General features: G+C 41.9%; 23 protein-coding genes. 20 read left to right on the top strand and 3 right to left on the bottom strand.

All coding sequences use genetic code 11. The features are described from left to right. The first annotated feature begins 3 nt into the window (after positions 1–3). The 4 genes from pstB (B7696_RS04835) (at position 4) to B7696_RS04820 (ending at position 3,216) form a co-directional block, all read left to right on the top strand. Entirely contained in the window at positions 4–807 is an 804-nt protein-coding gene (pstB, locus tag B7696_RS04835) for a phosphate ABC transporter ATP-binding protein PstB (RefSeq protein WP_000049848.1), read from the top strand. A gap of 12 nt (positions 808–819) precedes the next feature. Continuing rightward, complete coding sequence (pstB, locus tag B7696_RS04830; RefSeq protein WP_000133483.1) at positions 820–1,578, top strand: phosphate ABC transporter ATP-binding protein PstB; 759 nt, start codon at positions 820–822, stop codon at positions 1,576–1,578. A gap of 11 nt (positions 1,579–1,589) precedes the next feature. Next, complete coding sequence (gene phoU / locus B7696_RS04825) at positions 1,590–2,243, top strand: phosphate signaling complex protein PhoU (RefSeq protein WP_000946458.1); 654 nt, start codon at positions 1,590–1,592, stop codon at positions 2,241–2,243. Positions 2,244–2,400: 157 nt separating this feature from the next. Continuing rightward, the gene (locus B7696_RS04820; RefSeq protein ID WP_084862460.1) at positions 2,401–3,216 is read left to right on the top strand and encodes an ABC transporter substrate-binding protein; all 816 of its coding nucleotides are present in this window, start codon (positions 2,401–2,403) and stop codon (positions 3,214–3,216) included. A 126-nt stretch (positions 3,217–3,342) separates the two neighbouring features. On the opposite strand, the gene B7696_RS04815 is transcribed toward B7696_RS04820, so the two are convergent. Then, positions 3,343–4,614 (bottom strand): aminotransferase-like domain-containing protein, encoded by a 1,272-nt coding sequence (locus tag B7696_RS04815; RefSeq protein ID WP_084862458.1) that lies wholly within the window; start codon positions 4,612–4,614, stop codon positions 3,343–3,345. Between the two features lie 140 nt (positions 4,615–4,754). On the opposite strand from B7696_RS04815, the gene budA reads away from it, so the two are divergent. The 10 genes from budA to alaS all read left to right on the top strand — a co-directional run bounded on the left by budA (position 4,755) and on the right by alaS (position 15,008). Beyond that, entirely contained in the window at positions 4,755–5,486 is a 732-nt protein-coding gene (gene budA / locus B7696_RS04810) for an acetolactate decarboxylase (protein WP_084862456.1), read from the top strand. 9 nt (positions 5,487–5,495) lie between these two features. Further along, entirely contained in the window at positions 5,496–6,248 is a 753-nt protein-coding gene (locus B7696_RS04805) for a YhfC family intramembrane metalloprotease (RefSeq protein ID WP_084862454.1), read from the top strand. A 113-nt stretch (positions 6,249–6,361) separates the two neighbouring features. After that, positions 6,362–7,267: a UDP-N-acetylmuramate dehydrogenase gene (gene murB / locus B7696_RS04800; protein ID WP_084862453.1), complete on the top strand. Its 906-nt coding sequence runs from the start codon at positions 6,362–6,364 to the stop codon at positions 7,265–7,267. Between the two features lie 159 nt (positions 7,268–7,426). Further along, on the top strand, positions 7,427–8,584 hold the full coding sequence (locus B7696_RS04795; RefSeq protein ID WP_000742895.1) for an ABC transporter ATP-binding protein: 1,158 nt from the start codon (positions 7,427–7,429) through the stop codon (positions 8,582–8,584). Further along, complete coding sequence (locus B7696_RS04790) at positions 8,565–9,371, top strand: ABC transporter permease (protein WP_000753801.1); 807 nt, start codon at positions 8,565–8,567, stop codon at positions 9,369–9,371. The genes B7696_RS04795 and B7696_RS04790 overlap by 20 nt, the downstream gene beginning before the upstream one ends. Continuing rightward, positions 9,368–10,141: an ABC transporter permease gene (locus B7696_RS04785; protein ID WP_049552460.1), complete on the top strand. Its 774-nt coding sequence runs from the start codon at positions 9,368–9,370 to the stop codon at positions 10,139–10,141. Before B7696_RS04790 ends, B7696_RS04785 begins: the two co-directional genes overlap by 4 nt. After that, positions 10,138–11,208 carry an ABC transporter substrate-binding protein gene (locus B7696_RS04780; protein WP_084862451.1) on the top strand — a complete coding sequence of 357 codons (1,071 nt, stop codon included), beginning with the start codon at positions 10,138–10,140 and terminating at the stop codon, positions 11,206–11,208. Before B7696_RS04785 ends, B7696_RS04780 begins: the two co-directional genes overlap by 4 nt. A gap of 149 nt (positions 11,209–11,357) precedes the next feature. Then, positions 11,358–11,609, top strand: a complete 252-nt coding sequence (locus B7696_RS04775; RefSeq protein ID WP_084862450.1) for a hypothetical protein — start codon at positions 11,358–11,360, stop codon at positions 11,607–11,609. A 274-nt stretch (positions 11,610–11,883) separates the two neighbouring features. After that, entirely contained in the window at positions 11,884–12,369 is a 486-nt protein-coding gene (locus tag B7696_RS04770; RefSeq protein ID WP_049488628.1) for an LURP-one-related/scramblase family protein, read from the top strand. A gap of 20 nt (positions 12,370–12,389) precedes the next feature. Continuing rightward, complete coding sequence (gene alaS, locus B7696_RS04765; RefSeq protein ID WP_084862448.1) at positions 12,390–15,008, top strand: alanine--tRNA ligase; 2,619 nt, start codon at positions 12,390–12,392, stop codon at positions 15,006–15,008. Between the two features lie 89 nt (positions 15,009–15,097). On the opposite strand, the gene B7696_RS04760 is transcribed toward alaS, so the two are convergent. After that, positions 15,098–16,552, bottom strand: a complete 1,455-nt coding sequence (locus B7696_RS04760) for an alpha-amylase (RefSeq protein ID WP_084862446.1) — start codon at positions 16,550–16,552, stop codon at positions 15,098–15,100. 177 nt (positions 16,553–16,729) lie between these two features. On the opposite strand from B7696_RS04760, the gene B7696_RS04755 reads away from it, so the two are divergent. From B7696_RS04755 to B7696_RS10700, 3 genes are all read left to right on the top strand, one after another. Further along, complete coding sequence (locus B7696_RS04755; protein WP_084862445.1) at positions 16,730–17,479, top strand: ABC transporter ATP-binding protein; 750 nt, start codon at positions 16,730–16,732, stop codon at positions 17,477–17,479. Beyond that, entirely contained in the window at positions 17,460–19,094 is a 1,635-nt protein-coding gene (locus B7696_RS04750) for a hypothetical protein (protein ID WP_084862443.1), read from the top strand. Before B7696_RS04755 ends, B7696_RS04750 begins: the two co-directional genes overlap by 20 nt. A 112-nt stretch (positions 19,095–19,206) precedes the next feature. Further along, entirely contained in the window at positions 19,207–19,425 is a 219-nt protein-coding gene (locus B7696_RS10700) for a hypothetical protein (RefSeq protein ID WP_084862442.1), read from the top strand. A 204-nt stretch (positions 19,426–19,629) separates the two neighbouring features. Here the strand turns inward: B7696_RS10700 and B7696_RS04740 are convergent, their stop codons facing one another. Continuing rightward, on the bottom strand, positions 19,630–21,747 hold the full coding sequence (locus B7696_RS04740; protein ID WP_192856287.1) for an LTA synthase family protein: 2,118 nt from the start codon (positions 21,745–21,747) through the stop codon (positions 19,630–19,632). 149 nt (positions 21,748–21,896) lie between these two features. Between B7696_RS04740 and B7696_RS04735 the strand changes: the two genes are divergently transcribed. Genes B7696_RS04735 through B7696_RS04725 form a run of 3 tightly spaced genes read left to right on the top strand, consistent with a single transcriptional unit; the run spans position 21,897 to position 24,578 of the window. After that, on the top strand, positions 21,897–23,060 hold the full coding sequence (locus B7696_RS04735; protein WP_192856284.1) for a class I SAM-dependent rRNA methyltransferase: 1,164 nt from the start codon (positions 21,897–21,899) through the stop codon (positions 23,058–23,060). Then, entirely contained in the window at positions 23,057–23,734 is a 678-nt protein-coding gene (gene aroD / locus B7696_RS04730; RefSeq protein WP_049516075.1) for a type I 3-dehydroquinate dehydratase, read from the top strand. The genes B7696_RS04735 and aroD overlap by 4 nt, the downstream gene beginning before the upstream one ends. Further along, positions 23,724–24,578 (top strand): shikimate dehydrogenase, encoded by an 855-nt coding sequence (locus tag B7696_RS04725; RefSeq protein WP_084862437.1) that lies wholly within the window; start codon positions 23,724–23,726, stop codon positions 24,576–24,578. The genes aroD and B7696_RS04725 overlap by 11 nt, the downstream gene beginning before the upstream one ends. Positions 24,579–24,593: the final 15 nt, after the last annotated feature.

Here is a 24,593-nt window from a genome sequence, read left to right as displayed (position 1 = left end):
GCCATGTCAAAATATAATTGGGATGAAAAGCATATCATCACCTTTCCTGAAGAGAAAGTGGCCCTCTCTACTAAGGATTTACATGTTTACTACGGTAAAAATGAATCCATCAAGGGCATCGATATGCAATTTGAAAAAAATAAAATTACGGCCTTAATTGGCCCTTCTGGTTCAGGAAAATCAACCTACCTCCGCAGTCTCAATCGTATGAATGATACCATTGATATTGCTAAGGTAACAGGTCAAATTCTCTATCAAGGGATTGATGTCAACCGCCCAGAAATCAATGTTTATGAGATGCGTAAGCATATTGGAATGGTCTTCCAACGACCAAATCCCTTTGCCAAGTCTATCTACCGTAACATCACTTTTGCCCATGAACGTGCAGGAGTTAAGGACAAGCAAGTCTTGGATGAAATTGTGGAAACCTCTCTCCGTCAGGCTGCCCTTTGGGACCAGGTCAAGGACGATTTGCACAAGTCGGCCTTGACACTATCAGGTGGTCAGCAGCAACGTCTCTGTATCGCTCGTGCTATCTCTGTTAAACCAGATATCCTTTTGATGGATGAACCGGCATCAGCCTTGGATCCGATTGCGACAGCCCAGCTGGAAGAAACCATGTTGGAATTGAAGAAGGACTTTACCATCATCATCGTGACCCACAGTATGCAGCAGGCTGCGCGTGCTAGTGACTACACAGGATTTTTCTACTTGGGTGACTTGATCGAGTACGATAAGACCTCTAATATTTTCCAAAATGCCAAACTACAGTCAACCAATGACTACGTAACAGGACACTTTGGATAGAAAGGAAACAGTATGACAGAAGCGATTTTACAGGTGTCAGACCTGTCCGTTTACTACAATCAAAAAAAGGCCTTGAATAGTGTTTCCCTATCTTTCCAACCCAAGGAAATTACAGCCTTGATCGGTCCATCTGGATCAGGGAAATCAACCCTCCTAAAGGCTATCAACCGCATGGGGGATCTTAATCCAGAGGTAACCACAACTGGTTCAGTGGTTTATAACGGCCACAACATTTACAGCCCGCGTACAGATACAGTTGAATTGCGGAAGGAAATCGGTATGGTTTTCCAACAACCAAACCCCTTCCCTATGTCTATCTACGAAAATGTTGTTTACGGGCTTCGTATCAATGGAGTGAAGGACAAGCAGGTTCTAGATGAGGCGGTTGAAAAAGCCTTGCAACGAGCTTCTATCTGGGATGAGGTCAAGGATCGCCTGCATGATTCAGCTATCGGGCTTTCAGGCGGACAACAGCAACGTGTCTGCGTTGCCCGTGTCTTGGCAACTAGTCCTAAAATCATTCTCTTGGATGAACCGACTTCAGCTCTGGACCCTATCTCGGCTGGTAAGATTGAGGAAACCTTGTATGCTCTAAAAGATAAATACACCATGCTCTTGGTTACGCGTTCCATGCAACAAGCCTCTCGTATCTCTGACAAGACAGGATTTTTCCTAGATGGAGATTTGATTGAGTTTAACGATACTAAGAAGATGTTCCTCAACCCACAACACAAGGAAACAGAAGATTATATTTCAGGAAAATTTGGATAAGGAGATAAATGATGTTACGTTCTCAATTTGAAGAAGATTTGGAGAAATTGCACAACCAGTTCTATGCAATGGGACAAGAAGTGCTATCCCAAATCAATCGTACGGTACGTGCCTTTGTTACGCACGACCGTGATTTGGCCAAAGAAGTCATCGAAGACGATGCAGAAGTAAACGAATACGAAGTGAAATTGGAGAAGAAATCATTTGAAATGATTGCCCTTCAACAACCAGTTTCTCAAGATTTGCGTACTGTTTTGACAGTCTTGAAGGCTGTATCTGACTTGGAACGTATGGGTGACCATGCCGTTTCCATTGCCAAGGCGGCAATTCGTATGAAGGGGGAGCAACGCATCCCAGCTGTTGAAGAAGAAATCAAGAGAATGGGTCGCGATGTCAAGAACTTCGTCGAAGCAGCCCTTGAACTCTATCTCAATGGTTCAGTAGACCAGGCCTATGAAGTAGCAGCCATGGATGAAAAGATCAACCATTACTTTGATAGCATTCGTGACTTGGCTACAGAAGAGATCAAGAAAAATCCTGATGCCATTGTTACAGGTCGTGATTATTTCCAAGTGATTGCCTTCTTGGAACGTATTGGAGACTATGCCAAAAATATCTGTGAATGGGTTGTTTACTTTGAAACAGGTAAGATTGTCGAACTATAGAATAGATTCATTCTGTATAAAAAGGAGCTTGAAATCAACTGATAGCTCCTTTTCTTGAATTAAAAAAATATTTTTAAGATAAAAATTCAAAAAACACTTGACAAGCAACTTGGATAGAGTTATAATTATACAAAATTAACAGAGAGGTTGTTTATTTATGAAATCAAAAAAATGGATATTTGTTTTATGTAGTTTTCTTGCAAGTTTCTTCTTAGTAGCTTGCCAGTCAGGTTCGAATGGTTCTCAGTCAGCTGTTGAAGCCATTAAGCAAAAGGGGAAATTAGTTGTGGCGACCAGTCCTGACTATGCACCTTTTGAATTTCAGTCTTTAGTTGACGGGAAAAATCAGGTAGTCGGTGCGGATATTGATATGGCTCAGGCTATCGCTGATGAACTTGGGGTGAAGTTGGAAATTTCAAGCATGAGTTTTGACAATGTCTTGACCGGTCTTCAAACTGGTAAGGCTGACCTAGCAGTTGCAGGAATTAGCGCTACTGACGAGAGAAAAGAAGTTTTTGATTTTTCAATCCCTTACTATGAAAACAAGATTAGTTTCTTGGTTCGTAAGTCTGATGTAGAAAAATACAAGGATTTAACTAGCTTAGAAAGTGCTAATATTGCAGCCCAAAAAGGGACTGTTCCAGAATCTATGGTCAAGGAACAATTGCCAAAAGCTCAATTAACTTCCCTAACCAATATGGGTGAAGCAGTTAATGAATTGCAGGCTGGAAAAGTTGATGCTGTTCACATGGATGAGCCAGTTGCCCTTAGCTACGCTGCTAAAAATGCCGACTTAGCTGTTGCAACTGTCAGCTTGAAGATGAAGGACGGCGAAGCCAATGCAGTTGCCCTTAGAAAAAATAGTGCTGATTTGAAAGAAGTGGTGGACAAGGTCATCAAAAAACTCAAGGATGACGGCACCTACCAAAAATATCTTGAAAAAGCGGCAACCTTAACAGAAGTTGAAGAATAATACTCAATGAAAATCAAAGAGCAAACTAGGAAGCTAGCCGCAAGCTGTACTTGAGTACGGTAAGGCGACGCTGACGTGGTTTGAATTTGATTTTCGAAGAGTATAAGAAAAAAGCAGAGTTGGAAGTCAATCCAATTCTGCTTTTAAATAGTTTAAAACATTTTCCAGGTTCTCTAAGGACACCTTAGCAAATTGATAAGGGCAGGCATCCAAGTATGCCTCTTCAAAGAAGTCTAAGCCCAGTTGACTGTGCTTGAGACTGGCGATTTTAGGATACTGTCTCAGGTCTAGCAATAAACTATCATGAAGCGGAAAGTGAGGAAGGGGACAAGGTGTTTTAGCTAGTCTTTCCTCGATTTGTTTTTGGTAAGCTTCCTGATTGGATAAGCGAGCTAGCCGATTTTTCTCAAATAATTGACTGTCAATATAGAGTGACAGGGCCTTTTGCATGATGAGGTTGCTGTCGTAGTCTAGGATATTTTTGTAGGCCACAAAGGCTTCCTTGATAGCATTTGGAAGAATGAGTGCTGTTATCCGCAGGGCTGGAAAGAGGCTGGTTGAGAAGGATTTGATATAAATGACGCGCTCCTCTGTATCTAGATAGTGGAAGGTCTGGCCCTTCTTGGAGTCCAAATCACCCAGATAATCGTCCTCTACGATATAGACACCATACTTGGCAGCTAAGTCAAGAATAGCCCGTTTGTCCTGCTCTGAATAGGAATGTCCCAGAGGATAGTGAAAACGAGGAATGGTATAGAAAAACTTAATTTGTCCTGTTTTGAAGTGGCCTTCCAGTTCCTCCAAGTCAATTCCATCAATGCCTCGTTCAATCGTTTGATAGTCCAGACCTTGAGCAATCAAGAGGCGATTCATCCGATGGTAGGTCGGCTGTTCCACCAAGATTTCCTTTGCTTGGCTAGGAAAGGAAATTTGAGAAAGGATAAAAAGGGCTTGTTGGGTCCCAGAAGTCAATACCAACTGGTCTGTCTTGCAGTAGAGAGCTTGGTCAAAGAGGAGTTTATGGATGGATTGTCTTAAGTCTTCTAATCCTTCTTGGTTATCATAGTAGTTGAAGAGGTAGTTTTCCCGACCAATCAAGGTTTCATTGACACAGAGTCGGAAATCGTCATAGGCACTGGCATGTTCGTCAGTGACTTCGATTTCTAGATCCTGGTGTTGCCCTTGTTCTAGGACATAATAACCACTTTGGGGCTTGGCATAGAGGTATTGTTCGTGCCGTAATTCCAACAGGGCTCGTTGGACAGTATCCTTGCTACAGTGAAAGTCAAGGCTCAGTTGACGGATAGAAGGCAGGCGGCTTCCCGTCGGAAATCGTCCAGACTCGATACCATTTTTTAGATAGGAAATGACCTCTTGGTACTTGCTTTGTTTCTTCATTCCAGACCTCCCTTGATTTTGTTACATTGTACCTTTTTTTTCCTTCTTGGCAATGTCTATAGTGTTTCTCTCGTTCACATCTAGGGGCAAATGTGGTATACTTAGGAGTAAGATTTATAGAATAATATACAAGAAAGAGAATGGATAAGAACGTGCAGGAACCAGTGAAATTATTTCAATACAATACCCTAGGAGCCTTGATGGCCGGCCTTTATGGTGGGACCATGACAGTAGGAGAATTACTGGAGCATGGTGACCTTGGTTTGGGAACCTTGGATTCCATTGATGGAGAATTGATTGTCTTGGATGGCAAGGCTTATCAAGCCAAAGGCTTAGGAGAGCAACCGGAAATTGTAGAAGTGTCACCAGATGCCCTTATTCCTTACGCAGCAGTAGTACCGCATCAGGCAGAGGTCATTTTCCGCCAGCGCTTTGAGATGACAGACAAGGAATTGGAAGAGCGAATCGAGTCTTATTATGATGGGGAAAATCTTTTCCGCTCTATCAAGATTCGTGGGGAATTTTCGCATATGCATGTGCGCATGATTCCCAAGTCGACACCAGATACCAAGTTTGCTGAGGTCGCAACTCGTCAACCGGAATATAGTCGTGACAATGTGGCGGGGACCATCGTTGGTTTCTGGACGCCAGAGATTTTCCATGGAGTCAGTGTGGCAGGCTACCATCTACACTTCATCTCAGATGATTTGACCTTCGGTGGGCATGTCATGGACTTTGTTATCAAGGAAGGGATTATCGAGGTGGGAGCAGTTGATCAGTTGGACCAACGTTTCCCAGTCCAAGACCGTCAATACTTGTTTGCTAAGTTCAATGTTGACGAGATGAAAAAAGATATTGAAAAGGCGGAATAGGAGAAGAAAATGACCATTCATATTATCATTACCATGTTGCTGTTGCTGGCTTTCTTGATAGGAAGCGTTTGGTATGCCAAAAAGAAATACCAGATCAATCTAGCTGTTTTGGGCTTGGGGGCTGTAGCCTTCTTTGTCTCTTCACAGATTTTGGAAAAACTGGTGCATATCTTGGTTTTACATCCTCAAAAAGACGGTAGTATTGCCCTTTTGCAAGACCATCCGCTTGTCTATATCATCTATGGCCTAGCCATGGCAGCATTTTTTGAGGAAACTGCTCGTCTTATTTTCTTCAAATGGTTGGAGAAAAAGAGAAGTTTGGAAAAGGCAGATGCCTTGGCTTATGGATTGGGGCATGGTGGCTTGGAGTTGATTTTCCTAGGTCTTACTAGTTTGATTAATCTCTACATCGTTCTCTCAGCAGTTCAAACTCAGAATCCACAGGTCATGCAATTGCTGTCTGAAAATATGTTAAAAACCATTCAGTCACTTTCTGTCTGGCAGATTTATTTGCTTGGTTTTGAGCGAATTTTGGCTCTAGGTTTCCAATTGCTTTTGACTGTTTGGGTTTACCAAGCTGTTCGCCAGAAGAAATGGATTTATCTCCTAGCAGCCTATGGCCTACATGCCTTCTTTGACCTGGCACCATCTCTAGCCCAAGTTGGCTGGCTTACAAGTCCAGTCTTAGTTGAAGTCATTCTACTAGTTGAACTGATCCTAGTTGCCTATGGAACCAAGGCTATCTTTTGCAAAAAATCATAAGAAAAAGGGGGAAACCTCTTTTTTTGTTTAAAATAAGCCCAAGATTTTTTTAGGGTCGTCAAATGGTCTTAAAAATGGTATAATGGAATGAATTTTGTAAAAGGAAGAGTGTCATGTCAGTAAAAGAAAACATGCTTGAAATCTTAGAAGGGATTGATATCCGTTTCAAAGAACCCTTGCATAGCTATAGTTATACAAAAGTAGGTGGAGAGGCCGATTATTTGGTCTTTCCACGAAATCGTTTTGAGTTGGCGCGCGTTGTTAAATTTGCCAATCAAGAAGACATCCCTTGGATGGTTCTTGGAAATGCCAGCAATATCATCGTTCGTGATGGTGGAATTCGTGGATTTGTCATCTTGTGTGACAAGCTCAATAATGTTTCTGTTGATGGCTATACTATTGAAGCAGAAGCTGGTGCCAACTTGATTGAAACAACTCGCATTGCCCTTCGTCATAGTTTGACTGGCTTTGAGTTTGCTTGTGGCATTCCAGGGAGCGTCGGTGGTGCTGTCTTTATGAATGCGGGTGCCTATGGTGGCGAGATTGCCCACATCTTGCAGTCTTGTAAGGTTTTGACCAAGGATGGAGAAATCGAGACCCTGTCTGCCAAAGATTTGGCTTTTGGTTACCGCCATTCAGCTATTCAGGAGTCTGGTGCAGTTGTTCTGTCAGCTAAATTTGCCCTAGCTCCAGGAAGCCATCAGGTTATCAAGCAAGAAATGGATCGTTTGACGCATCTACGTGAACTCAAGCAACCTTTAGAATATCCATCTTGTGGTTCGGTCTTTAAGCGTCCAGTAGGTCATTTTGCAGGTCAATTAATTTCAGAAGCTGGTTTGAAAGGCTATCGTATTGGTGGAGTAGAAGTCTCAGAAAAACACGCAGGTTTTATGATCAATGTCGCTGATGGAACGGCTAAAGACTACGAGGACTTGATTGAGTCTGTGATTGAAAAAGTCAAGGAACACTCTGGCGTTACTCTTGAGAGAGAGGTCCGTATTTTAGGTGAAAGCAAGTAGGAAGTTTTAGCTGAAAAGCTGCTGCTATGTCATGGAAAGGGGGTGAAAGCCTATCGTCAGTGCAGAAGAATGTAGGCAGTTCAATCTCCTACACGAGGTAGTAGCGGCCTGACAGAGCCCTGATCTGTTAATCTATGAAAAAGAAGGAATAAATGACAATTGAAAAAACCAATTATTGAATTCAAAAACGTCTCTAAAGTTTTTGAAGACAGCAACACCAAGGTTCTCAAAGACATCAACTTTGAGTTGGAAGAGGGGAAATTTTATACCCTTCTAGGCGCATCTGGGTCAGGGAAATCAACTATCCTTAACATCATTGCAGGTTTACTGGATGCGACGACAGGAGATATTTTGCTGGATGGTGTCCGTATCAATGACATCCCAACCAACAAGCGAGACGTCCATACGGTCTTCCAATCCTATGCCTTGTTTCCACATATGAATGTGTTTGAAAATGTTGCCTTTCCACTCCGCTTGCGTAAAATTGACAAGAAAGAAATCGAGAAACGCGTAGCGGAAGTTCTCAAGATGGTTCAGTTGGAAGGTTATGAAAAACGTTCCATTCGTAAACTCTCTGGAGGACAACGTCAGCGTGTGGCTATTGCCCGTGCCATCATCAACCAACCCCGTGTGGTTTTGTTGGATGAGCCTTTGTCAGCGCTGGACTTGAAATTAAGAACAGACATGCAGTATGAGTTGCGTGAACTGCAACAACGCTTGGGCATTACCTTTGTCTTTGTCACTCACGATCAGGAAGAAGCCCTGGCCATGAGTGACTGGATTTTTGTCATGAATGATGGCGAGATTGTCCAGTCTGGAACACCAGTAGATATCTACGATGAGCCGATTAACCATTTTGTTGCCACCTTTATCGGCGAGTCAAACATCTTGCCAGGTACCATGATTGAGGACTACTTGGTTGAGTTTAATGGCAAACGCTTCGAAGCGGTCGATGGTGGGATGAAGCCAAATGAACCTGTTGAGGTCGTGATTCGTCCAGAAGACTTGCGCATTACCCTTCCTGAAGAAGGCAAGCTCCAAGTTAAGGTCGATACCCAGCTCTTCCGTGGGGTTCACTATGAAATTATCGCCTATGACGAACTTGGAAATGAATGGATGATCCACTCGACTCGTAAGGCCATCGTGGGTGAGGAAATCGGTCTGGACTTTGAACCAGAAGACATCCACATCATGCGTCTCAACGAAACCGAGGAAGAGTTCGATGCCCGTATCGAAGAATACGTGGAAATTGAAGAGCAAGAAGCAGGTCTGATCAATGCAATCGAGGAGGAGAGAGATGAAGAAAACAAGCTCTAAACTCTTTGTAGTGCCCTACATGCTCTGGATTGCCCTCTTTGTATTGGCACCCTTGGTCTTGATTTTCGGACAATCCTTTTTCAATATTGAAGGTCAGTTTAGTTTAGAAAATTATAAGTCTTACTTTGCGTCACAAAACTTGACCTATCTTAAAATGAGTTTCAACTCAGTACTCTATGCAGGGATTGTGACCTTTGTGACCTTGCTTATCAGCTATCCAACAGCCCTCTTTTTGACCCGTCTCAAGCACCGTCAACTCTGGCTTATGCTGATTATCCTGCCAACCTGGATCAATTTGCTCCTTAAAGCCTATGCCTTTATCGGGATTTTTGGTCAAAATGGCTCTATTAACCAATTCTTGGAATTTATCGGAATCGGTTCACAACAGTTGCTCTTTACCGATTTCTCCTTTATTTTTGTCGCAAGCTACATCGAGCTTCCCTTTATGATATTGCCGATTTTCAATGTCTTGGACGATATGGATAACAACCTCATCAATGCCAGCTACGACCTCGGTGCGACCAAGTGGGAGACCTTCCGTCATGTCATCTTTCCTCTGTCTATGAACGGCGTGCGAAGTGGGGTTCAGTCGGTCTTTATCCCAAGTTTGAGTCTCTTCATGCTGACCCGTTTGATTGGTGGGAACCGCGTTATCACCTTGGGGACTGCCATTGAGCAGAACTTCCTGACCAATGACAACTACGGTATGGGTTCAACCATCGGTGTGATTCTCATCTTGACCATGTTCATCACCATGTGGGTGACCAAGGAAAGGAGAGAACGATGAAAAAATTTGCCAATCTATATCTGGGACTGGTCTTTCTTGTCCTCTACCTGCCGATTTTTTACTTGATTGGCTATGCCTTTAACGCAGGCAATGACATGAATAGCTTTACAGGCTTTAGCTTGAGCCATTTTAAAACCATGTTTGGCGATGGTCGCCTTATGTTGATTGTGACTCAGACCTTTTTCTTGGCCTTCCTGTCAGCCTTGATTGCGACCATTATCGGGACTTTTGGTGCCATTTACATCTACCAGTCTCGTAAGAAATACCAAGAAGCTTTTCTATCACTCAATAATATCCTCATGGTTGCGCCTGACGTTATGATTGGTGCCAGCTTCTTGATTCTTTTTACTCAACTCAAGTTTTCACTTGGCTTTTTGACGGTTCTATCTAGTCACGTGGCCTTTTCCATCCCTATCGTGGTCTTGATGGTCTTGCCTCGTCTCAAGGAGATGAATGATGATATGATTCACGCGGCTTATGACCTTGGTGCCAGCCAGTTTCAGATGTTTAAGGAAATCATGCTTCCTTACCTGACACCGTCTATCATTGCAGGTTATTTCATGGCCTTTACTTACTCGCTGGATGACTTTGCCGTGACCTTCTTTGTAACGGGAAATGGCTTTTCAACCCTGTCAGTCGAGATTTACTCTCGCGCTCGTAAGGGGATTTCGTTAGAGATCAATGCACTGTCTGCACTTGTCTTTCTCTTTAGTATTATCCTGGTTGTTGGGTATTACTTTATCTCACGTGAGAAGGAGGAGCAAGCATGAAAAAACTCTATTCATTTTTAGCAGGAATTGCAGCCATTATCCTGGTCTTGTGGGGAATTGCGACGCATCTAGATAGTAAAATCAATAGTCGAGATAGTCAAAAACTGGTAATCTACAACTGGGGGGACTATATCGATCCTGAACTCTTGGAGAAATTCACAGAAGAAACAGGAATCCAAGTCCAGTACGAGACTTTTGACTCCAATGAAGCCATGTACACCAAGATTAAGCAGGGTGGAACGACTTATGATATTGCTATCCCAAGTGAATACATGATCAACAAGATGAAGGACGAAGATCTCTTGGTACCGCTTGACTATTCAAAACTTGAAGGTCTTGAAAATATCGGACCAGAGTTCCTCAATCAGTCCTTTGACCCAGGCAATAAATTCTCCATCCCTTACTTCTGGGGAACCTTGGGAATTGTCTACAATGAAACTATGGTAGATGAAGCGCCTGAGCATTGGGACGACCTCTGGAAACCAGAGTATAAGAACTCTATCATGCTCTTTGATGGGGCGCGTGAGGTGCTGGGATTGGGGCTCAACTCCCTAGGCTACAGCCTCAACTCCAAGGATACCCAGCAGTTGGAAGAGACAGTGGATAAGCTCTATAAACTGACTCCAAATATCAAGGCTATCGTTGCCGACGAGATGAAGGGCTACATGATTCAGAACAATGCTGCTATCGGCGTGACCTTCTCTGGTGAAGCCAGCCAAATGCTAGAAAAAAATGAAAATCTACGCTATGTGGTACCGACAGAGGCCAGCAACCTTTGGTTTGACAATATGGTTATTCCCAAAACAGTCAAAAACCAAGATGCAGCCTATGCTTTTATCAATTTTATGTTGAAACCCGAAAATGCTCTCAAAAATGCGGAGTATGTTGGCTATTCAACACCAAACCTACCAGCTAAGGAATTACTCCCAGAGGAGAAAAAAGAAGACAAGGCCTTCTATCCAGACGCTGAAACTATGAAACACCTAGAAGTTTATGAGAAATTTGACCATAAATGGACAGGCAAATATAGCGACCTCTTCCTACAGTTTAAAATGTATCGGAAGTAGAGTTAGCAGTCACGAAACGAATCAGTCAAGCTGGTTCGTTTTTTTATGTAAAAGGAAATTTTTATAACGGTATCTTTTTCTATGATAGTTGCTTATTTGCCTGTCTAGTAGTATACTAAGTTTAACCTTACAGAAAGCGGTAACAAATAATGAAAATGTCTACTTTTTTCAAAAAAAGTTATTGGCCAACATTAATGATTTTTAACCAAACATATATACTATTCTATCTAAAGGATGGTTTGGATCGACAATACCTAACAACTGATTCCATATATTTGGTGATAGGAAACTTTATATTTTGGAATATTTTCGTAGCTATTTTTAGCAATTCGAAAATGTGGGATAAAAGTTGGGATAAAAAGAGTGATAGCAGTAAGAAAAAATATATCCTGAAAAAGTAAGAAGAGATGTAGGGAATGGGTTATTTAAATGGGGATCATTTCCAGTTGACGCAAGCTTAAAAAAACGATATAATAAGAAAGTTGAGAATTGATTTTCAGTTGTCTTAGTCCAGAGAAATGGCGGTGCTGCGAGCCATCTAAGCTAGGAAGTCATGCTACTCAATCATACAATTGCATAAGAATAAGAGAATGACAAGTTCATTGAATGAAGGTGGTACCGCGGTTTTTCGCCCTTCGTGATATGAACTTGTCTTTTGATTTTTTGGATGTGTTGATGAAAACATTTCTTGTCAAACAAAAGTTTCGTCTTGGAGGCGAGCGCTTTGCTATCAAGGATGACAGGGGAGAAATCGCCTATCAGGTAGAGGGATCATTTTTTAAAATTCCCAAAACCTTTACTATCTATGATGCATTTGGTAACCAAGTCAGTGAGATTAGTAAAGAGATTTGGACTCTACTTCCTCGTTTTGAGATTCAGCTTCAGGATGGATCGAGTTTTGTAATTCGTAAGAAGTTGACCTTCTGGCGAGATAAGTATGAGTTTGATAATCTGGGGCTTCGTATCGAGGGCAATATCTGGGATTTGAATTTCAAACTACTGGATGATCGTGATCAGTTGATTGCGGAAATCAGGAAAGAACTCTTTCATCTGACCTCTACCTATACCGTAACGGTTCTGGAGGACGCTTATGCAGATCTAGTCATTTCCCTCTGTGTCGCTATTGACTATGTGGAAATGCTGGAAAGTCAATCAAATTAAACAAGCAATAAGGAGACAATATGAAACAACTATCTAGTGCACAAGTACGCCAAATGTGGCTTGACTTCTGGGCGACTAAAGGTCACTCAGTAGAACCATCAGTGAGTTTGGTTCCTGTAAATGATCCAACTCTTTTGTGGATCAACTCTGGGGTAGCAACCCTTAAGAAATACTTTGATGGAACCATTATCCCTGAAAATCCACGTATTACTAATGCCCAAAAAGCGATTCGTACTAACGACATCGAAAACGTAGGGAAGACAGCACGTCACCATACCATGTTTGAAATGTTGGGGAATTTCTCTATTGGGGATTACTTCCGTGATGAGGCTATCACTTGGGCTTATGAGCTTTTGACAAGCCCTGAGTGGTTTGACTTCCCAGCTGAAAAACTGTACATGACCTACTATCCAGACGATAAAGATTCTTACAACCGTTGGATTGAAGTGGGAGTGGATCCAAGTCACTTGATTCCAATCGAGGACAACTTCTGGGAGATTGGTGCAGGACCTTCTGGACCAGATACAGAGATTTTCTTTGACCGTGGGGAAGCATTTGACCCAGAAAATATCGGTCTTCGCCTGCTTGCAGAAGATATCGAAAACGACCGTTACATTGAAATCTGGAATATCGTTCTGTCACAATTTAACGCAGACCCTGCTGTTCCTCGTAGTGAATATAAGGAATTGCCACACAAGAACATTGATACGGGCGCTGGTTTGGAGCGTTTGGTGGCGGTTATCCAAGGGGCTAAGACAAACTTTGAAACTGACCTCTTTATGCCGATTATCCGTGAAGTTGAGAAATTGTCTGGTAAGGTCTATGACCAAGATGGCGACAACATGAGCTTCAAGGTCATCGCTGACCACATCCGTTCTCTTTCATTTGCTATTGGTGATGGTGCCCTTCCTGGAAATGAAGGTCGTGGTTACGTCCTTCGTCGTCTTCTCCGTCGTGCTTCTATGCATGGTCAAAAATTGGGTATCAACGAGCCTTTCCTTTACAAACTGGTTCCAACTGTTGGAAAAATCATGGAAAGCTACTACCCAGAAGTGCTTGAAAAACGTGACTTTATCGAAAAAATCGTTAAGAGCGAGGAAGAGTCATTTGCTCGTACTCTTCACTCAGGTCAACACTTTGCCCAAGGCATTGTAGCTGACTTGAAAGAAAAAGGTCAATCTGTCATTGCTGGTCAAGATGTATTCAAACTTTATGACACTTATGGATTCCCAGTTGAATTGACTGAAGAAATCGCTGAAGAAGCTGGTATGACTGTCGACCGTGAAGGATTTGAAGCAGCCATGAAAGAACAGCAAGAACGCGCGCGTGCCTCAGCTGTCAAGGGTGGTTCAATGGGTATGCAGAATGAAACCCTTCAAAACATCACTGTAGAAAGTGTCTTCAACTACAATGCTAGCCAATTGTCTTCTAAATTGGTGGCTATCGTGGCTGACAATGCAGAAGTAGAAGCTCTATCAGAAGGAACTGCCTCATTTATCTTTGCGGAAACGCCATTCTATGCTGAAATGGGTGGACAGGTCGCTGACCACGGACAAATCTTGGATGAGTCAGGTAAGGTCGTGGCTACTGTGACCAATGTTCAAAAAGCTCCGAACGGACAAGCACTTCACACTGTTGACGTCCTTGCACCGCTTGCCTTAAATCAAGAATATACGCTGGCAATCGATACTAATCGTCGTCACCGTGTCATGAAAAACCACACTGCGACTCACTTGCTTCACGCTGCTCTTCATAACATCCTTGGAAACCACGCAACACAAGCAGGATCTCTTAACGAAGTAGAATTCCTTCGTTTTGACTTTACCCACTTCCAAGCAGTAACTGCTGAAGAATTGCGTGCGATTGAACAGCAAGTCAACGAGAAAATCTGGGAAGCTCTTGAAGTGAAGACAGTTGAAACGGATATTGAGACTGCCAAGGAAATGGGAGCTATGGCCCTCTTTGGTGAGAAATACGGAAAAGAAGTCCGTGTTGTTACTATTGGTGACTACTCTATCGAGCTTTGTGGTGGTACCCACGTTGGCAACACTTCTGAGATTGGTCTCTTCAAGATTGTCAAAGAAGAAGGTATCGGATCAGGAACTCGCCGTATCTTGGCGGTAACTGGTAAGGAAGCCTTTGAAGCCTACCGTGAACAAGAAGACGCTCTTAAAGCTGTTGCAGCAACCCTTAAAGCACCTCAACTTAAAGAAGTACCTCACAAGGTGGAAGGACTTCAAGAACAACTTCGTCAACTTCAAAAAGAAAATGCTGAGTTGAAAGAAAAAGCCGCAGCTGCAGCCGCAGGCGACATCTTCAAGGATGTTAAGGAAGTCAACGGTCACCGTTACATTGCTAGTCAAGTGTCTGTATCAGATGCCGGTGCCCTTCGTACCTTTGCGGACAACTGGAAACAAAAAGACTACTCTGATTTGCTTGTCCTAGTTGCTGCTATCGGTGATAAGGTCAATGTCCTTGTAGCAAGCAAGACAAAAGACCTTCATGCAGGAAACCTTGTCAAAGAATTGGCACCAATCGTCGATGGACGTGGTGGTGGTAAACCAGACATGGCCATGGCAGGAGGAAGCAACCAAGCTAAAATCCAAGAATTGTTGGATGCGGTAGCAGGTAAATTGTAAGAAAACAAAGATCTATCCATTTGGGTAGGTCTTTTTGTGATTACAAAAAAGCCAAATCCGATTGGACCTGACTTGATTATCATTAGCTATTAGATTGTATTGGCTGCCCAGACACTTACAGATCTTTCTGAGACTGGAAATTGTCCATAACCTTCCTCATCAATTGTAATTTGACTGTGGTGGTTTTCAAGTAAATCTACAAAGGTTTGGTTAGCCCATTCTTGGCCGACAAACATTGATTTGCTGTTTTCTTGGTCATTTGAGATAAGGACTGCGATTGGGGGTTGATTTTCAGCACCTGAACGTACCCAACCGATACAGTTAGGATCATCAAAGTAGTCATTTTGTTCTCCATAGGCCAAATCTTTTCGGATGGTTAGGAGGCGGTCAAGGACTTCTTTGAAATCTTGTTGAGCATACTGCCCTGAAATCCCATAGTAGTCTCCGTAAAAGACACATGGAAGCCCATCTTGGCGTAATAGAATGAGGGCATAGGCTGCTGGTTTGAACCATTCTTCAACAGTAGATTCAAGAGCCTGACCACGTTGGGTATCGTGGTTGTCGACAAAGGTTACAGCCTTGTAAGGTTTGAGTTCAACCAAGCTATCTGTGAAAATACCACGAAGGTCATAGTTTGCGCCAGCTTGACTGGCTTCAAAGAGATTCTGGTGGAGACGAACATCAACAAGGTCGAATCGTTCTTCCGTTTTTTCAAGATAGTCTAGATTGGCTTCCTTGTCTGGGTTCCAAAATTCACCAAAAACATAGAAATCCTCACCGTATTTTTCCTTCATATCACGGATGAAATTGCGCATAAAGAAAGAATCGATGTGTTTGACTGCATCCAAGCGGAAACCTGCCACACCAGTCGTTTCCATGAACCAGTCTGCCCAGTCATAGAGATTTTGGATGACTTCAGGATGTTTAAAGTCTAGGTCAGCATACATGAGGTAGTCGTAATTTCCGTTTTCGTTATCGACTAATTCCTCATTTGCCCAGCCCTTGTTATCCCCTTGGATCAGATAAATCCCAGATTTACGACGTTTGGCATCGTAGTCTGTACCTGTGAAGTGGTACCAATGCCAGTGGAAGTCATTGTAGGTATCTTGGCGACCATCGAAGGTAAAGCTAGTCCAGCCATTGATAGTAAAGGGTTCTCCAAGTTCAACTGTACGGTCAACCGGATCTACTTCGATAACTTGAAAGGCTTCCATGTGATCAGCAGCAGCCTTGTGATTGAGCACCACATCGGCCATAGGTTGAATTCCCTGTGCTTTTAGAGCTTGAATGGCTTGAAGATAGTCTTCTTTGAAACCATACTTGGTGCGGACAGTTCCTTTTTGGTTAAACTCGCCTAGGTCGAATAAGTCATAGACCCCATAGCCTACATCTTTTTCATTGGTCGCCTTAAAAGCTGGTGGCATCCAGACATGGCTGATACCGAGATCAGCTAGGTGTGGAGCATCTTCAGCCAGACGCGTCCAGTGCTGACCGTCGTGGGGCAGATACCATTCAAAGTATTGCATGAGTGTTTGATTTTGCATGATGTTTCCTCTTACTTGTCAATCTTGTTCTTTATTCTATCATAAAGTACCGGTTAGCTCAAACGTTTGCGTAAATCTGAATAATAAGTTTTTGACTATTTTATATAAAATGTTGATTTTTAAAATGAAAGCGCTATAATTATAGTAAATTACATAGATAAAGAGAGGAGATTTCTCATGATTGAATTTCAAAATGTTAGTAAGTTGTATGGTGATAAAGAGGCCTTGAGTAATCTCAATTTGCAGATTGAAAATGGGGAGATTATGGGCTTAATTGGCCATAATGGGGCTGGAAAATCGACCACTATAAAATCCTTAGTTAGTATCATTTCGCCCAGCAGTGGTCGTATTTTGGTAGATGGTCAGGATTTATCGGAAAATCGCTTGGCTATTAAACGAAAGATTGGCTACGTAGCAGACTCGCCTGACTTATTTTTGCGTTTAACAGCCAATGAATTTTGGGAATTGATCGCTTCATCCTATGATCTGAGCAGCTCTGACTTGGAAGCTAGTCTAGCTAAGCTATTGAGTGTTTTTGATTTTGCTGAAAATCGCTATCAGGTCATTGAAACCCTTTCTCACGGAATGCGTCAGAAAGTCTTTATCATCGGAGCACTCTTATCTGATCCTGATATTTGGGTTTTGGACGAACCCTTGACTGGTTTGGATCCCCAGGCTGCCTTTGATTTGAAGCAGATGATGAAGGAACATGCGCAAAAAGGCAAGACAGTCTTGTTTTCAACCCATGTCCTAGAGGTAGCCGAGCAAGTCTGTGATCGGATTGCCATTTTGAAAAAGGGGCATTTGATTTATTGTGGTAGCGTGGAGGACTTAAGAAAAGACCACCCAGACCAGTCTTTGGAAAGTATCTACCTTAGTCTTGCTGGTAGAAAAGAGGAGGTTTCAGATGCGTCTCAAGGTCATTAAAAAATTAGTGGATATCAATATCCTCTATTCATCTCAAGAAGCTAATCTGGCTAACCTACGAAAGAAGCAAGCTAAAAATCCTGGAAAAAAAGTAAATGTTTCCGCTAGAGTCCTAAGTTCTTACATTTTTTCCAGTCTTTTATTACTTATCTTTTTTAGTAATATAGCCTTTCATTTTCCTTTTGAGGAAAGGCCTGTTCATTTTAGTTTCATGGTTGCTATTTTTCTAGTGATGGCCTTTTCAACTTCTTTCACTGCATTTTACAATGTCTTTTATGAGAGTAAGGACCTGGCCTCCTATAGGCCCTATGCCTTTAAAGAATCAGAGATTATAATTGCTAAAGGACTGTCTGTCCTCTTGCCAGCTCTAACTGGAATTGTACCAATCCTAGCTTATTTTCTAGTCCTCTATATTAGGCTCGCTCCTTCTCTCTGGCTGGGCTGGCCTTTGATGATGCTGTCCTTGACCTTATTATTTGTCTCTGTTACTTTAGTGATGGTAGTGGCAGTACATTTCTTGGCTCAGACTACGGTCTTCAGAAAGTATCAGTCTATTTTTTCGAATGTGATGATTGGCATAGGAGTTCTCATACCTTTAATATTTGTCTTCTTTCTACAGTCGACTTCTGGAAGTATTGTTGACAAAGTTAGAGATATTCCATTTCTCCTTTATCCTCTTCATCTCTTTTACAAAATAGCAGTGGAGCCTTTTTCGACAGAAGCCATCTTGGGTCTGCTCGCTTGGATAACTCTAACTGTCTTCTTGCTTTACCTGACCAAAAAGAAGGTTTTTCCTCATTTTTATGACGTGATCCTACTTAACAGTGAGGAGAAGGTCATAAAAGAACGTCGCAGTAAGGAGAGAATTTCAACTACTAAAAAGGGGTTTTTCCGCATGGTTTTGCGCTACAACCTCTCCCTCTTGGGACAGGGAACTGGCGTGGTTACAGTGCTCTTTACCAGTGCTTTCCTTCCTTATCTCATGATGATTGGTCTGATTTCCAACATCCGAGATTCTCAGATAGTTCCAGATATTCATCCTCCATACTGGTTACCCTTGTTTTTTATAGCTCTCTTTATATCAGTTGTCAATAACAATATAACCAGCCTACCTTCAATTGCCTTATCCTTGGAGAGGGAAAATGTTGATTTTCTTAAGAGTTTACCCTTTGACTTTGCTCGTTATGTGAGAGTGAAATTTTGGATTATATTTGCTGTCCAGTCTTTTTTACCAATTCTGACTTTACTAGGTCTTTCTCTTTATTTAGGATTGCCCATCCTTTCGATGATTTACCTTCTTGTAGTCTGGACCCTTGCCAGTGTCATCCTTTCTTGCCACCATTACTTTAAGGACGTAAAAAATCTGTCAACCAATTGGAGTAACATTACGGACTTGGTGAACCGTTCAAATCGTATAGTAGCAATAGTTTTACTCTTAATTTATAGTGTTATCTTAATGATTTTAGTTATTGTAAGCTTATTCTTGGTTCAGTCTCTTTCACCTATCCTTGCCATAAGCTTGGGAGTAGGAGCTCTTATCCTCTTGCTTGCTCTTGCTATTTTTGGCTATTATTACTACCTGTCACGCATATTGGCAGAAATAGAAAAAAGATGATATAGTTGGTTGCTATCTTGATAAATCTCATTTGACAAATCGCTTTCATAATTTATAACGTAATTATAAATTATTACGATTGGCAATCAAAAAAAATATAGGGAGGAATGTTTTGAATAAGAAATATAATATAGTTCTATTATTGTTGTTTATAGTTTATTTATTTGGATATTTTTCAATTTCAAAAACATTAATTCCTATAATATGTGTGATCCAAGTATTTTTGATAGAATATGTATTTAGAGTTCGAAATAGAATTATTCAAATAGGTGAAATGATAATAATTGTTGCTTCTATAATATTATTTATTGATAGTATATTGAGTTTGTAACAAAAAGCTTTTCTATAAAATCAAATTTCCCAGATACCTGCTGAAGCTGATTTATCTCCTCGTCTATCTTCGTCACCAAATTTGACAGACATATATTGCTGATACAACTTCTCTACCTATAATCTCACAGTTAACCTGAGGCTAGTTTCCTCTTTGATTTTCATTGATAAAAAGAAATGCTCCTCCAAGACGGAAGAGCATTTTTTATTGTGATTTTGATTCGGTTTCAGCCGACTCTGGGTGGAGTTCTTGGTAACTTGGTGCCTTGAAAAGGTCAGTACTGGTTTTGCCTTGTCGTTGGCTAAAGAGGCTCGTTGATTGACTACCTTTTTCCAGTTCAATCTTTTGCAGAATGGGCAAGGAATTGAGGTAAGAAATACTTTCTGTATCAACTTTTCCAAGATGATCTGCTTGGTAGAAACGGATCAAATCGCCAGTTTGAATCTGGTCGCTGATTTTCAGCTGTTGGCTGGTTGCCTGACGAACATTTTCTAGTTCAGTCTGAGCTTGTTCATCAAGGTTGCTGATTTCAAGACCGCTCTCAGTATAGTAGGTTCGTCCGTCATAACTGGTGTATTTAGGTGTGACGAAGGAATTGGCAGTTCGAAAGGCAACGATTTCTTGGTGGTCTGGTGATAGGAGGTCTTGTCCGACTTGAAGGAAGGAATTGGACTCAATACCAAGGAGGTGTTCGAGAGTCGGTAAGATATCGACTTGTCCACCGTAGGTATTGATAATTTGCCCCTTTTCAAAACCAGGCATGACCACCATAAAAGGCACTCGTTGCAACATGGCATTGTCGTAATTAGACCAGTTCTCAGAAGTCTTTCCGATCAAGGGCGCCAGGTCAGGATTGCGGGAGTTGGAAATGCCATAATGGTCTCCGTAAATGACGATGATGGATTTTTCATAGAGACCACTTTCTTTGAGATAGTCAAAGAAGTCCTTGATAGCACTGTCCAGATAGTTGGCGGTTTGGAAGTAGCCATTGATTGTTTCATCTTTGGTCTTGGCCAAGGGGAAACCAAGCTCATCGCCCGTCAGATTGCTAGCATAAGGATAGTGATTGGATACCGTGATATACTTGGCATAAAAAGGCTGCTGTAAATGCTCCAGATACTGAATAGAATCTTTCATCATGATTTTATCATTTAAACCATATTGGAAAGAATTGCTACTGTCTTGCTTGGTAAAATAGGAAGCATCAAAGAAGTATTGATAGCCCCATTGTTTGTAGGTCGTATTTCGATTCCAGAAGGTCCCGATATTACCGTGAAAGACAGCACTTGATTGGTAGCCGTTTTTTGATAGGATAAAAGGAGCTGCCTGCTGGGTATTGGTGCCACCGTAGTTGACCATGAAAGAACCTTGGTTAAGACCAAATAAACCGGTTTCTAGCATGGTTTCCGCATCGGAGGTCTTACCAGCCTTGACTTGGTTAAAGATATTCGAAAAGGCTAGGGTTGATTGCGAATGGTAGAGGGAATTGAGGAAGGGAGTGACTTCATGCTCAGTTCCATCCATGTTGAGTTTATAGTCAAGCAGGAACTGTTGGAAACTCTCCAAGTGGAGATAAATCACATTTTTCCCTTTAGCCAAGCCAAAATAGTCTGGATTGGGCTTAGCCGAATGCTCTTGAATATAATCTGTAATAGGTTGCAGGTCAGTCTCAGAAGCCTTAGCACGCTCCTTGTTGGCGCTATAGGATTGATTCGCACTATAACCTAAAAAGGCGGGTAAGCTAAGGGCACGAACAACATAATAATTGGAAAATCCTCGTGACAGGAGATCGGGACGCTCAATTTCAGTCAAGAAAAGATTAGCTGAAAAGAGCAGGACTGAGAGTGCAGTGATGGCAATACTGGAGCGGAATTTGAAAGGTCTCCTATCCAGCTGGATAAATTTTTTAAAGAAAAGGAATGCTAGCAGTGGGAAATCCATAAAATAGATGAAATCCCAAGGACGCAGTAACTCTAGTTCTGCAGTACCGACAGATACCTTGCTGACCACCTTCATGGTATTAGCCGTGATAAAGTCGCTAAATTCTCGATAGTAAAAGACATTAGAATAAAGCCAAATGAATAAAAGACTATAAATAGCTATACTCAGACCATAAAAAATCTTGGTTGACCGAGCATAGAGGGCTAGAGCCAGCAGGAGTAACCCCAAAGGAAGGGGATTGAAAAAGGCGATAAAGGCAAGGTAATTTCCTTGTAATTTTCCTACTTGAATATCTAAATTAAAGTCAACGGTATAGGCTAATAAGGTTTTGAGCCAATAGAGGATTAAAAGGGTTAGGACAAAACCCAGTCTGGTACCCATGGCTTTTTGGATTTTGTTAAAATTAATTCTCACACATTTACTTCCTAATTTTTTATTAGTATTAGTATACCATTTTTTAAAATGAAAGTAAAAAAGCAAGGGTAGTTTCTTTTTTGAGAATTGGCTAAAAGTTTGATATAATGGTAGTTATGAATAGAATAAGAGTCAACAAAAGGGTTGAAAAGAAGCTCGCTAAAGGGCTAGTTTTACTAGAAGCTAGCGACCTTGCAGATGTTCATCTCAAGGATCAGGAAGTAGAAGTTCATAGTCAAGATGGCAACTTTCTTGGTACTGCCTACCTTTCTCAGCAAAACAAGGGCTTGGGCTGGTTTGTCAGCACAGACAAGGTGACCTTCAATCAAGCGTTCTTTGAAGCACTGTTTAGACAAGCTAAAGAAAAGAGAAGTGCCTACTATCAAGACGAATTGACAACTGCCTTTCGTCTCTTCAACCAAGAGGGAGATGTCTTTGGTGGTCTGACAGTGGACCTTTATGGCGACTATGCTGTCTTTTCTTGGTATAACTCTTATGTTTATCAGATTCGCAAGGTTATCTCAGAAGCTTTTAGACAGGTTTTTCCTGAGGTTTTAGGAGCCTATGAGAAGATCCGTTTTAAGGGTTTGGACTACGAATCTGCCCATGTTTATGGTCAAGAAGCACCTGACTTTTTCACTGTTTTGGAAAATGGTGTTCTGTATCAAGTCTTTATGAACGATGGCTTGATGACAGGGATTTTCCTAGACCAGCATGAAGTTCGTGGTAGTCTGGTTGATGGATTGGCTATGGGCAAATCTTTGCTCAATATGTTTTCTTATACAGCAGCCTTTTCAGTAGCTGCGGCCATGGGAGGAGCAAGTCAGACAACTTCTGTTGACCTAGCTAAACGTTCACGAGAATTGTCTCAAGCGCATTTTCAGGCAAATGGGCTCAGCACAGACGACCACCGTTTTATAGTCATGGATGTCTTTGAGTATTTCAAGTATGCCAAACGAAAAGGCTTGACCTACGATGTGATTGTTCTAGATCCGCCTAGCTTTGCTCGGAACAAAAAACAAACTTTCTCTGTGGCCAAGGATTATCACAAGTTGATTTCCCAGAGTCTTGAGATTTTAAATCCTGGAGGGATTATCATTGCCAGTACTAATGCTGCCAATATTTCCCACCAGAAATTTACAGAACAAATTGATAAAGGCTTTGCAGGAAGAAGTTACCAGATTTTAAATAAATACGGTCTTCCAGCAGATTTTGCCTATAATAAAAAAGATGAAAGTAGTAATTACCTCAAGGTGATTAGTATGAAGGTTAGTAAATGAAATTAATTGTTTCAGTAATGCCAAGAAGTTTAGAGGAGGTCCAGGCTCTGGATGCCACGAGGTACCTAGATGCCGACATCATTGAATGGCGTGCCGACTATCTGCCTAAGGAAGCGATTTTGCAGGTGGCTCCAGCTATTTTTGAAAAATTTGCAGGTCGTGAGTTGGTTTTCACGCTGCGAACTCGCGCTGAAGGGGGAGAAATCGACCTTTCTCCAGAAGAATATATCCATCTAATCAAGGAAGTGGCGCAACTCTATCAACCAGACTATATTGATTTTGAGTACTATAGCTACAAGGATGTTTTTGAGGAAATGCTGGACTTCCCAAATCTCGTTTTGAGTTACCACAATTTCCAAGAAACGCCTGAAAACATGATGGAAATCTTGTCAGAGTTGACGAGCCTAAATCCAAAACTTGTCAAGGTTGCGGTGATGGCTCACACGGAACAGGATGTGCTAGACTTGATGAACTATACACGAGGCTTTAAAACCCTCAATCCTGAACAGGAATATGTAACTATTTCTATGGGTAAGGTGGGCAAGGTCTCTCGTATCACTGCGGATGTGACGGGTTCTAGCTGGTCTTTTGCTAGTCTAGATGAGGCAAGTGCCCCTGGTCAGATTTCTCTAGCTAACATGAAAAAAATCAGGGAGATTTTGGATGAAGCTTGATGGCTATACACGTTTAGCAGCAGTTGTTGCCAATCCTATTAAGCATTCTATCTCTCCCTTCATCCACAATAGTGCCTTTGAGGCGACAGCTACCAATGGTGCTTACGTGGCTTGGGAGATTGAAGCGAGTGATTTGGCGGATACAGTGGCTAATATTCGTCGCTACCAGATGTTTGGCATCAACCTGTCCATGCCCTATAAGGAGCAAGTGATTCCATATTTGGATGAGCTGAGTGACGAAGCGCGCTTGATTGGTGCGGTCAATACGGTTGTCAATGAGAATGGCAATTTAATTGGATATAATACAGATGGCAAGGGATTTTTTAAGAGCTTGCCTTCTTTTACAATTTCAGGTAAGAAGATGACCCTGCTGGGTGCAGGCGGTGCGGCCAAATCTATCTTGGCGCAAGCTATTTTGGACGGCGTCAGTCAGATTTCAGTCTTTGTTCGTTCAGTTTCTATGGAAAAAACAAGACCTTACCTAGACAAGTTACAGGAGCAGACAGGCTTTAAAGTGGACTTGTATGCTTTAGAAGATGTTTCTGTCTTGCAGGAAAGGATTGCCGAGTCGGATTTACTTGTCAATGCGACAAGTGTAGGGATGGATGGTCAATCCTCTCCAGTTCCAGAAAGTATTAGCTTGCCAGAAAATCTCTTGGTGGCAGATATCATTTACCAACCCTTTGAAACGCCATTTTTAAAATGGGCTAGGAGACAGGGCAATCCAGCTGTCAATGGTCTAGGAATGTTGCTTTATCAAGCTGCAGAAGCTTTTCAACTGTGGACAGGTAAAGAAATGCCGACAGAAGAAATTTGGCAGTCTTTAACCGAAAAATACCAATAAAGAAAGGGAGATTCT

This window comes from Streptococcus mitis (assembly GCF_002096815.1).
Taxonomy (GTDB): domain Bacteria; phylum Bacillota; class Bacilli; order Lactobacillales; family Streptococcaceae; genus Streptococcus; species Streptococcus mitis_AD.
The sequence above is the reverse complement of the archived record's forward strand: the minus strand, read 5'-3'. Positions and strand labels throughout refer to the sequence as shown.

Bases quoted from the DNA above. Each gene is read 5' to 3' on its own strand.
- pstB (WP_000133483.1), top strand. From the start codon at position 820: ATGACAGAAGCGATTTTACAGGTGTCAGACCTGTCCGTTTACTACAAT.
- B7696_RS04780 (WP_084862451.1), top strand. From the start codon at position 10,138: ATGAAAAAACTCTATTCATTTTTAGCAGGAATTGCAGCCATTATCCTG.
- B7696_RS04775 (WP_084862450.1), top strand. From the start codon at position 11,358: ATGAAAATGTCTACTTTTTTCAAAAAAAGTTATTGGCCAACATTAATG.
- pstB (WP_000049848.1), top strand. From the start codon at position 4: ATGTCAAAATATAATTGGGATGAAAAGCATATCATCACCTTTCCTGAA.
- B7696_RS04760 (WP_084862446.1), bottom strand. From the start codon at position 16,552: ATGCAAAATCAAACACTCATGCAATACTTTGAATGGTATCTGCCCCAC.
- B7696_RS04785 (WP_049552460.1), top strand. From the start codon at position 9,368: ATGAAAAAATTTGCCAATCTATATCTGGGACTGGTCTTTCTTGTCCTC.
- B7696_RS04815 (WP_084862458.1), bottom strand. From the start codon at position 4,614: ATGAAGAAACAAAGCAAGTACCAAGAGGTCATTTCCTATCTAAAAAAT.
- B7696_RS04725 (WP_084862437.1), top strand. From the start codon at position 23,724: ATGAAGCTTGATGGCTATACACGTTTAGCAGCAGTTGTTGCCAATCCT.
- B7696_RS04770 (WP_049488628.1), top strand. From the start codon at position 11,884: ATGAAAACATTTCTTGTCAAACAAAAGTTTCGTCTTGGAGGCGAGCGC.
- phoU (WP_000946458.1), top strand. From the start codon at position 1,590: ATGTTACGTTCTCAATTTGAAGAAGATTTGGAGAAATTGCACAACCAG.
- budA (WP_084862456.1), top strand. From the start codon at position 4,755: ATGGATAAGAACGTGCAGGAACCAGTGAAATTATTTCAATACAATACC.
- B7696_RS04790 (WP_000753801.1), top strand. From the start codon at position 8,565: ATGAAGAAAACAAGCTCTAAACTCTTTGTAGTGCCCTACATGCTCTGG.
- B7696_RS04735 (WP_192856284.1), top strand. From the start codon at position 21,897: ATGAATAGAATAAGAGTCAACAAAAGGGTTGAAAAGAAGCTCGCTAAA.
- B7696_RS04820 (WP_084862460.1), top strand. From the start codon at position 2,401: ATGAAATCAAAAAAATGGATATTTGTTTTATGTAGTTTTCTTGCAAGT.
- murB (WP_084862453.1), top strand. From the start codon at position 6,362: ATGTCAGTAAAAGAAAACATGCTTGAAATCTTAGAAGGGATTGATATC.
- B7696_RS04805 (WP_084862454.1), top strand. From the start codon at position 5,496: ATGACCATTCATATTATCATTACCATGTTGCTGTTGCTGGCTTTCTTG.
- alaS (WP_084862448.1), top strand. From the start codon at position 12,390: ATGAAACAACTATCTAGTGCACAAGTACGCCAAATGTGGCTTGACTTC.
- aroD (WP_049516075.1), top strand. From the start codon at position 23,057: ATGAAATTAATTGTTTCAGTAATGCCAAGAAGTTTAGAGGAGGTCCAG.
- B7696_RS04740 (WP_192856287.1), bottom strand. From the start codon at position 21,747: ATGGGTACCAGACTGGGTTTTGTCCTAACCCTTTTAATCCTCTATTGG.
- B7696_RS04750 (WP_084862443.1), top strand. From the start codon at position 17,460: ATGCGTCTCAAGGTCATTAAAAAATTAGTGGATATCAATATCCTCTAT.
- B7696_RS04755 (WP_084862445.1), top strand. From the start codon at position 16,730: ATGATTGAATTTCAAAATGTTAGTAAGTTGTATGGTGATAAAGAGGCC.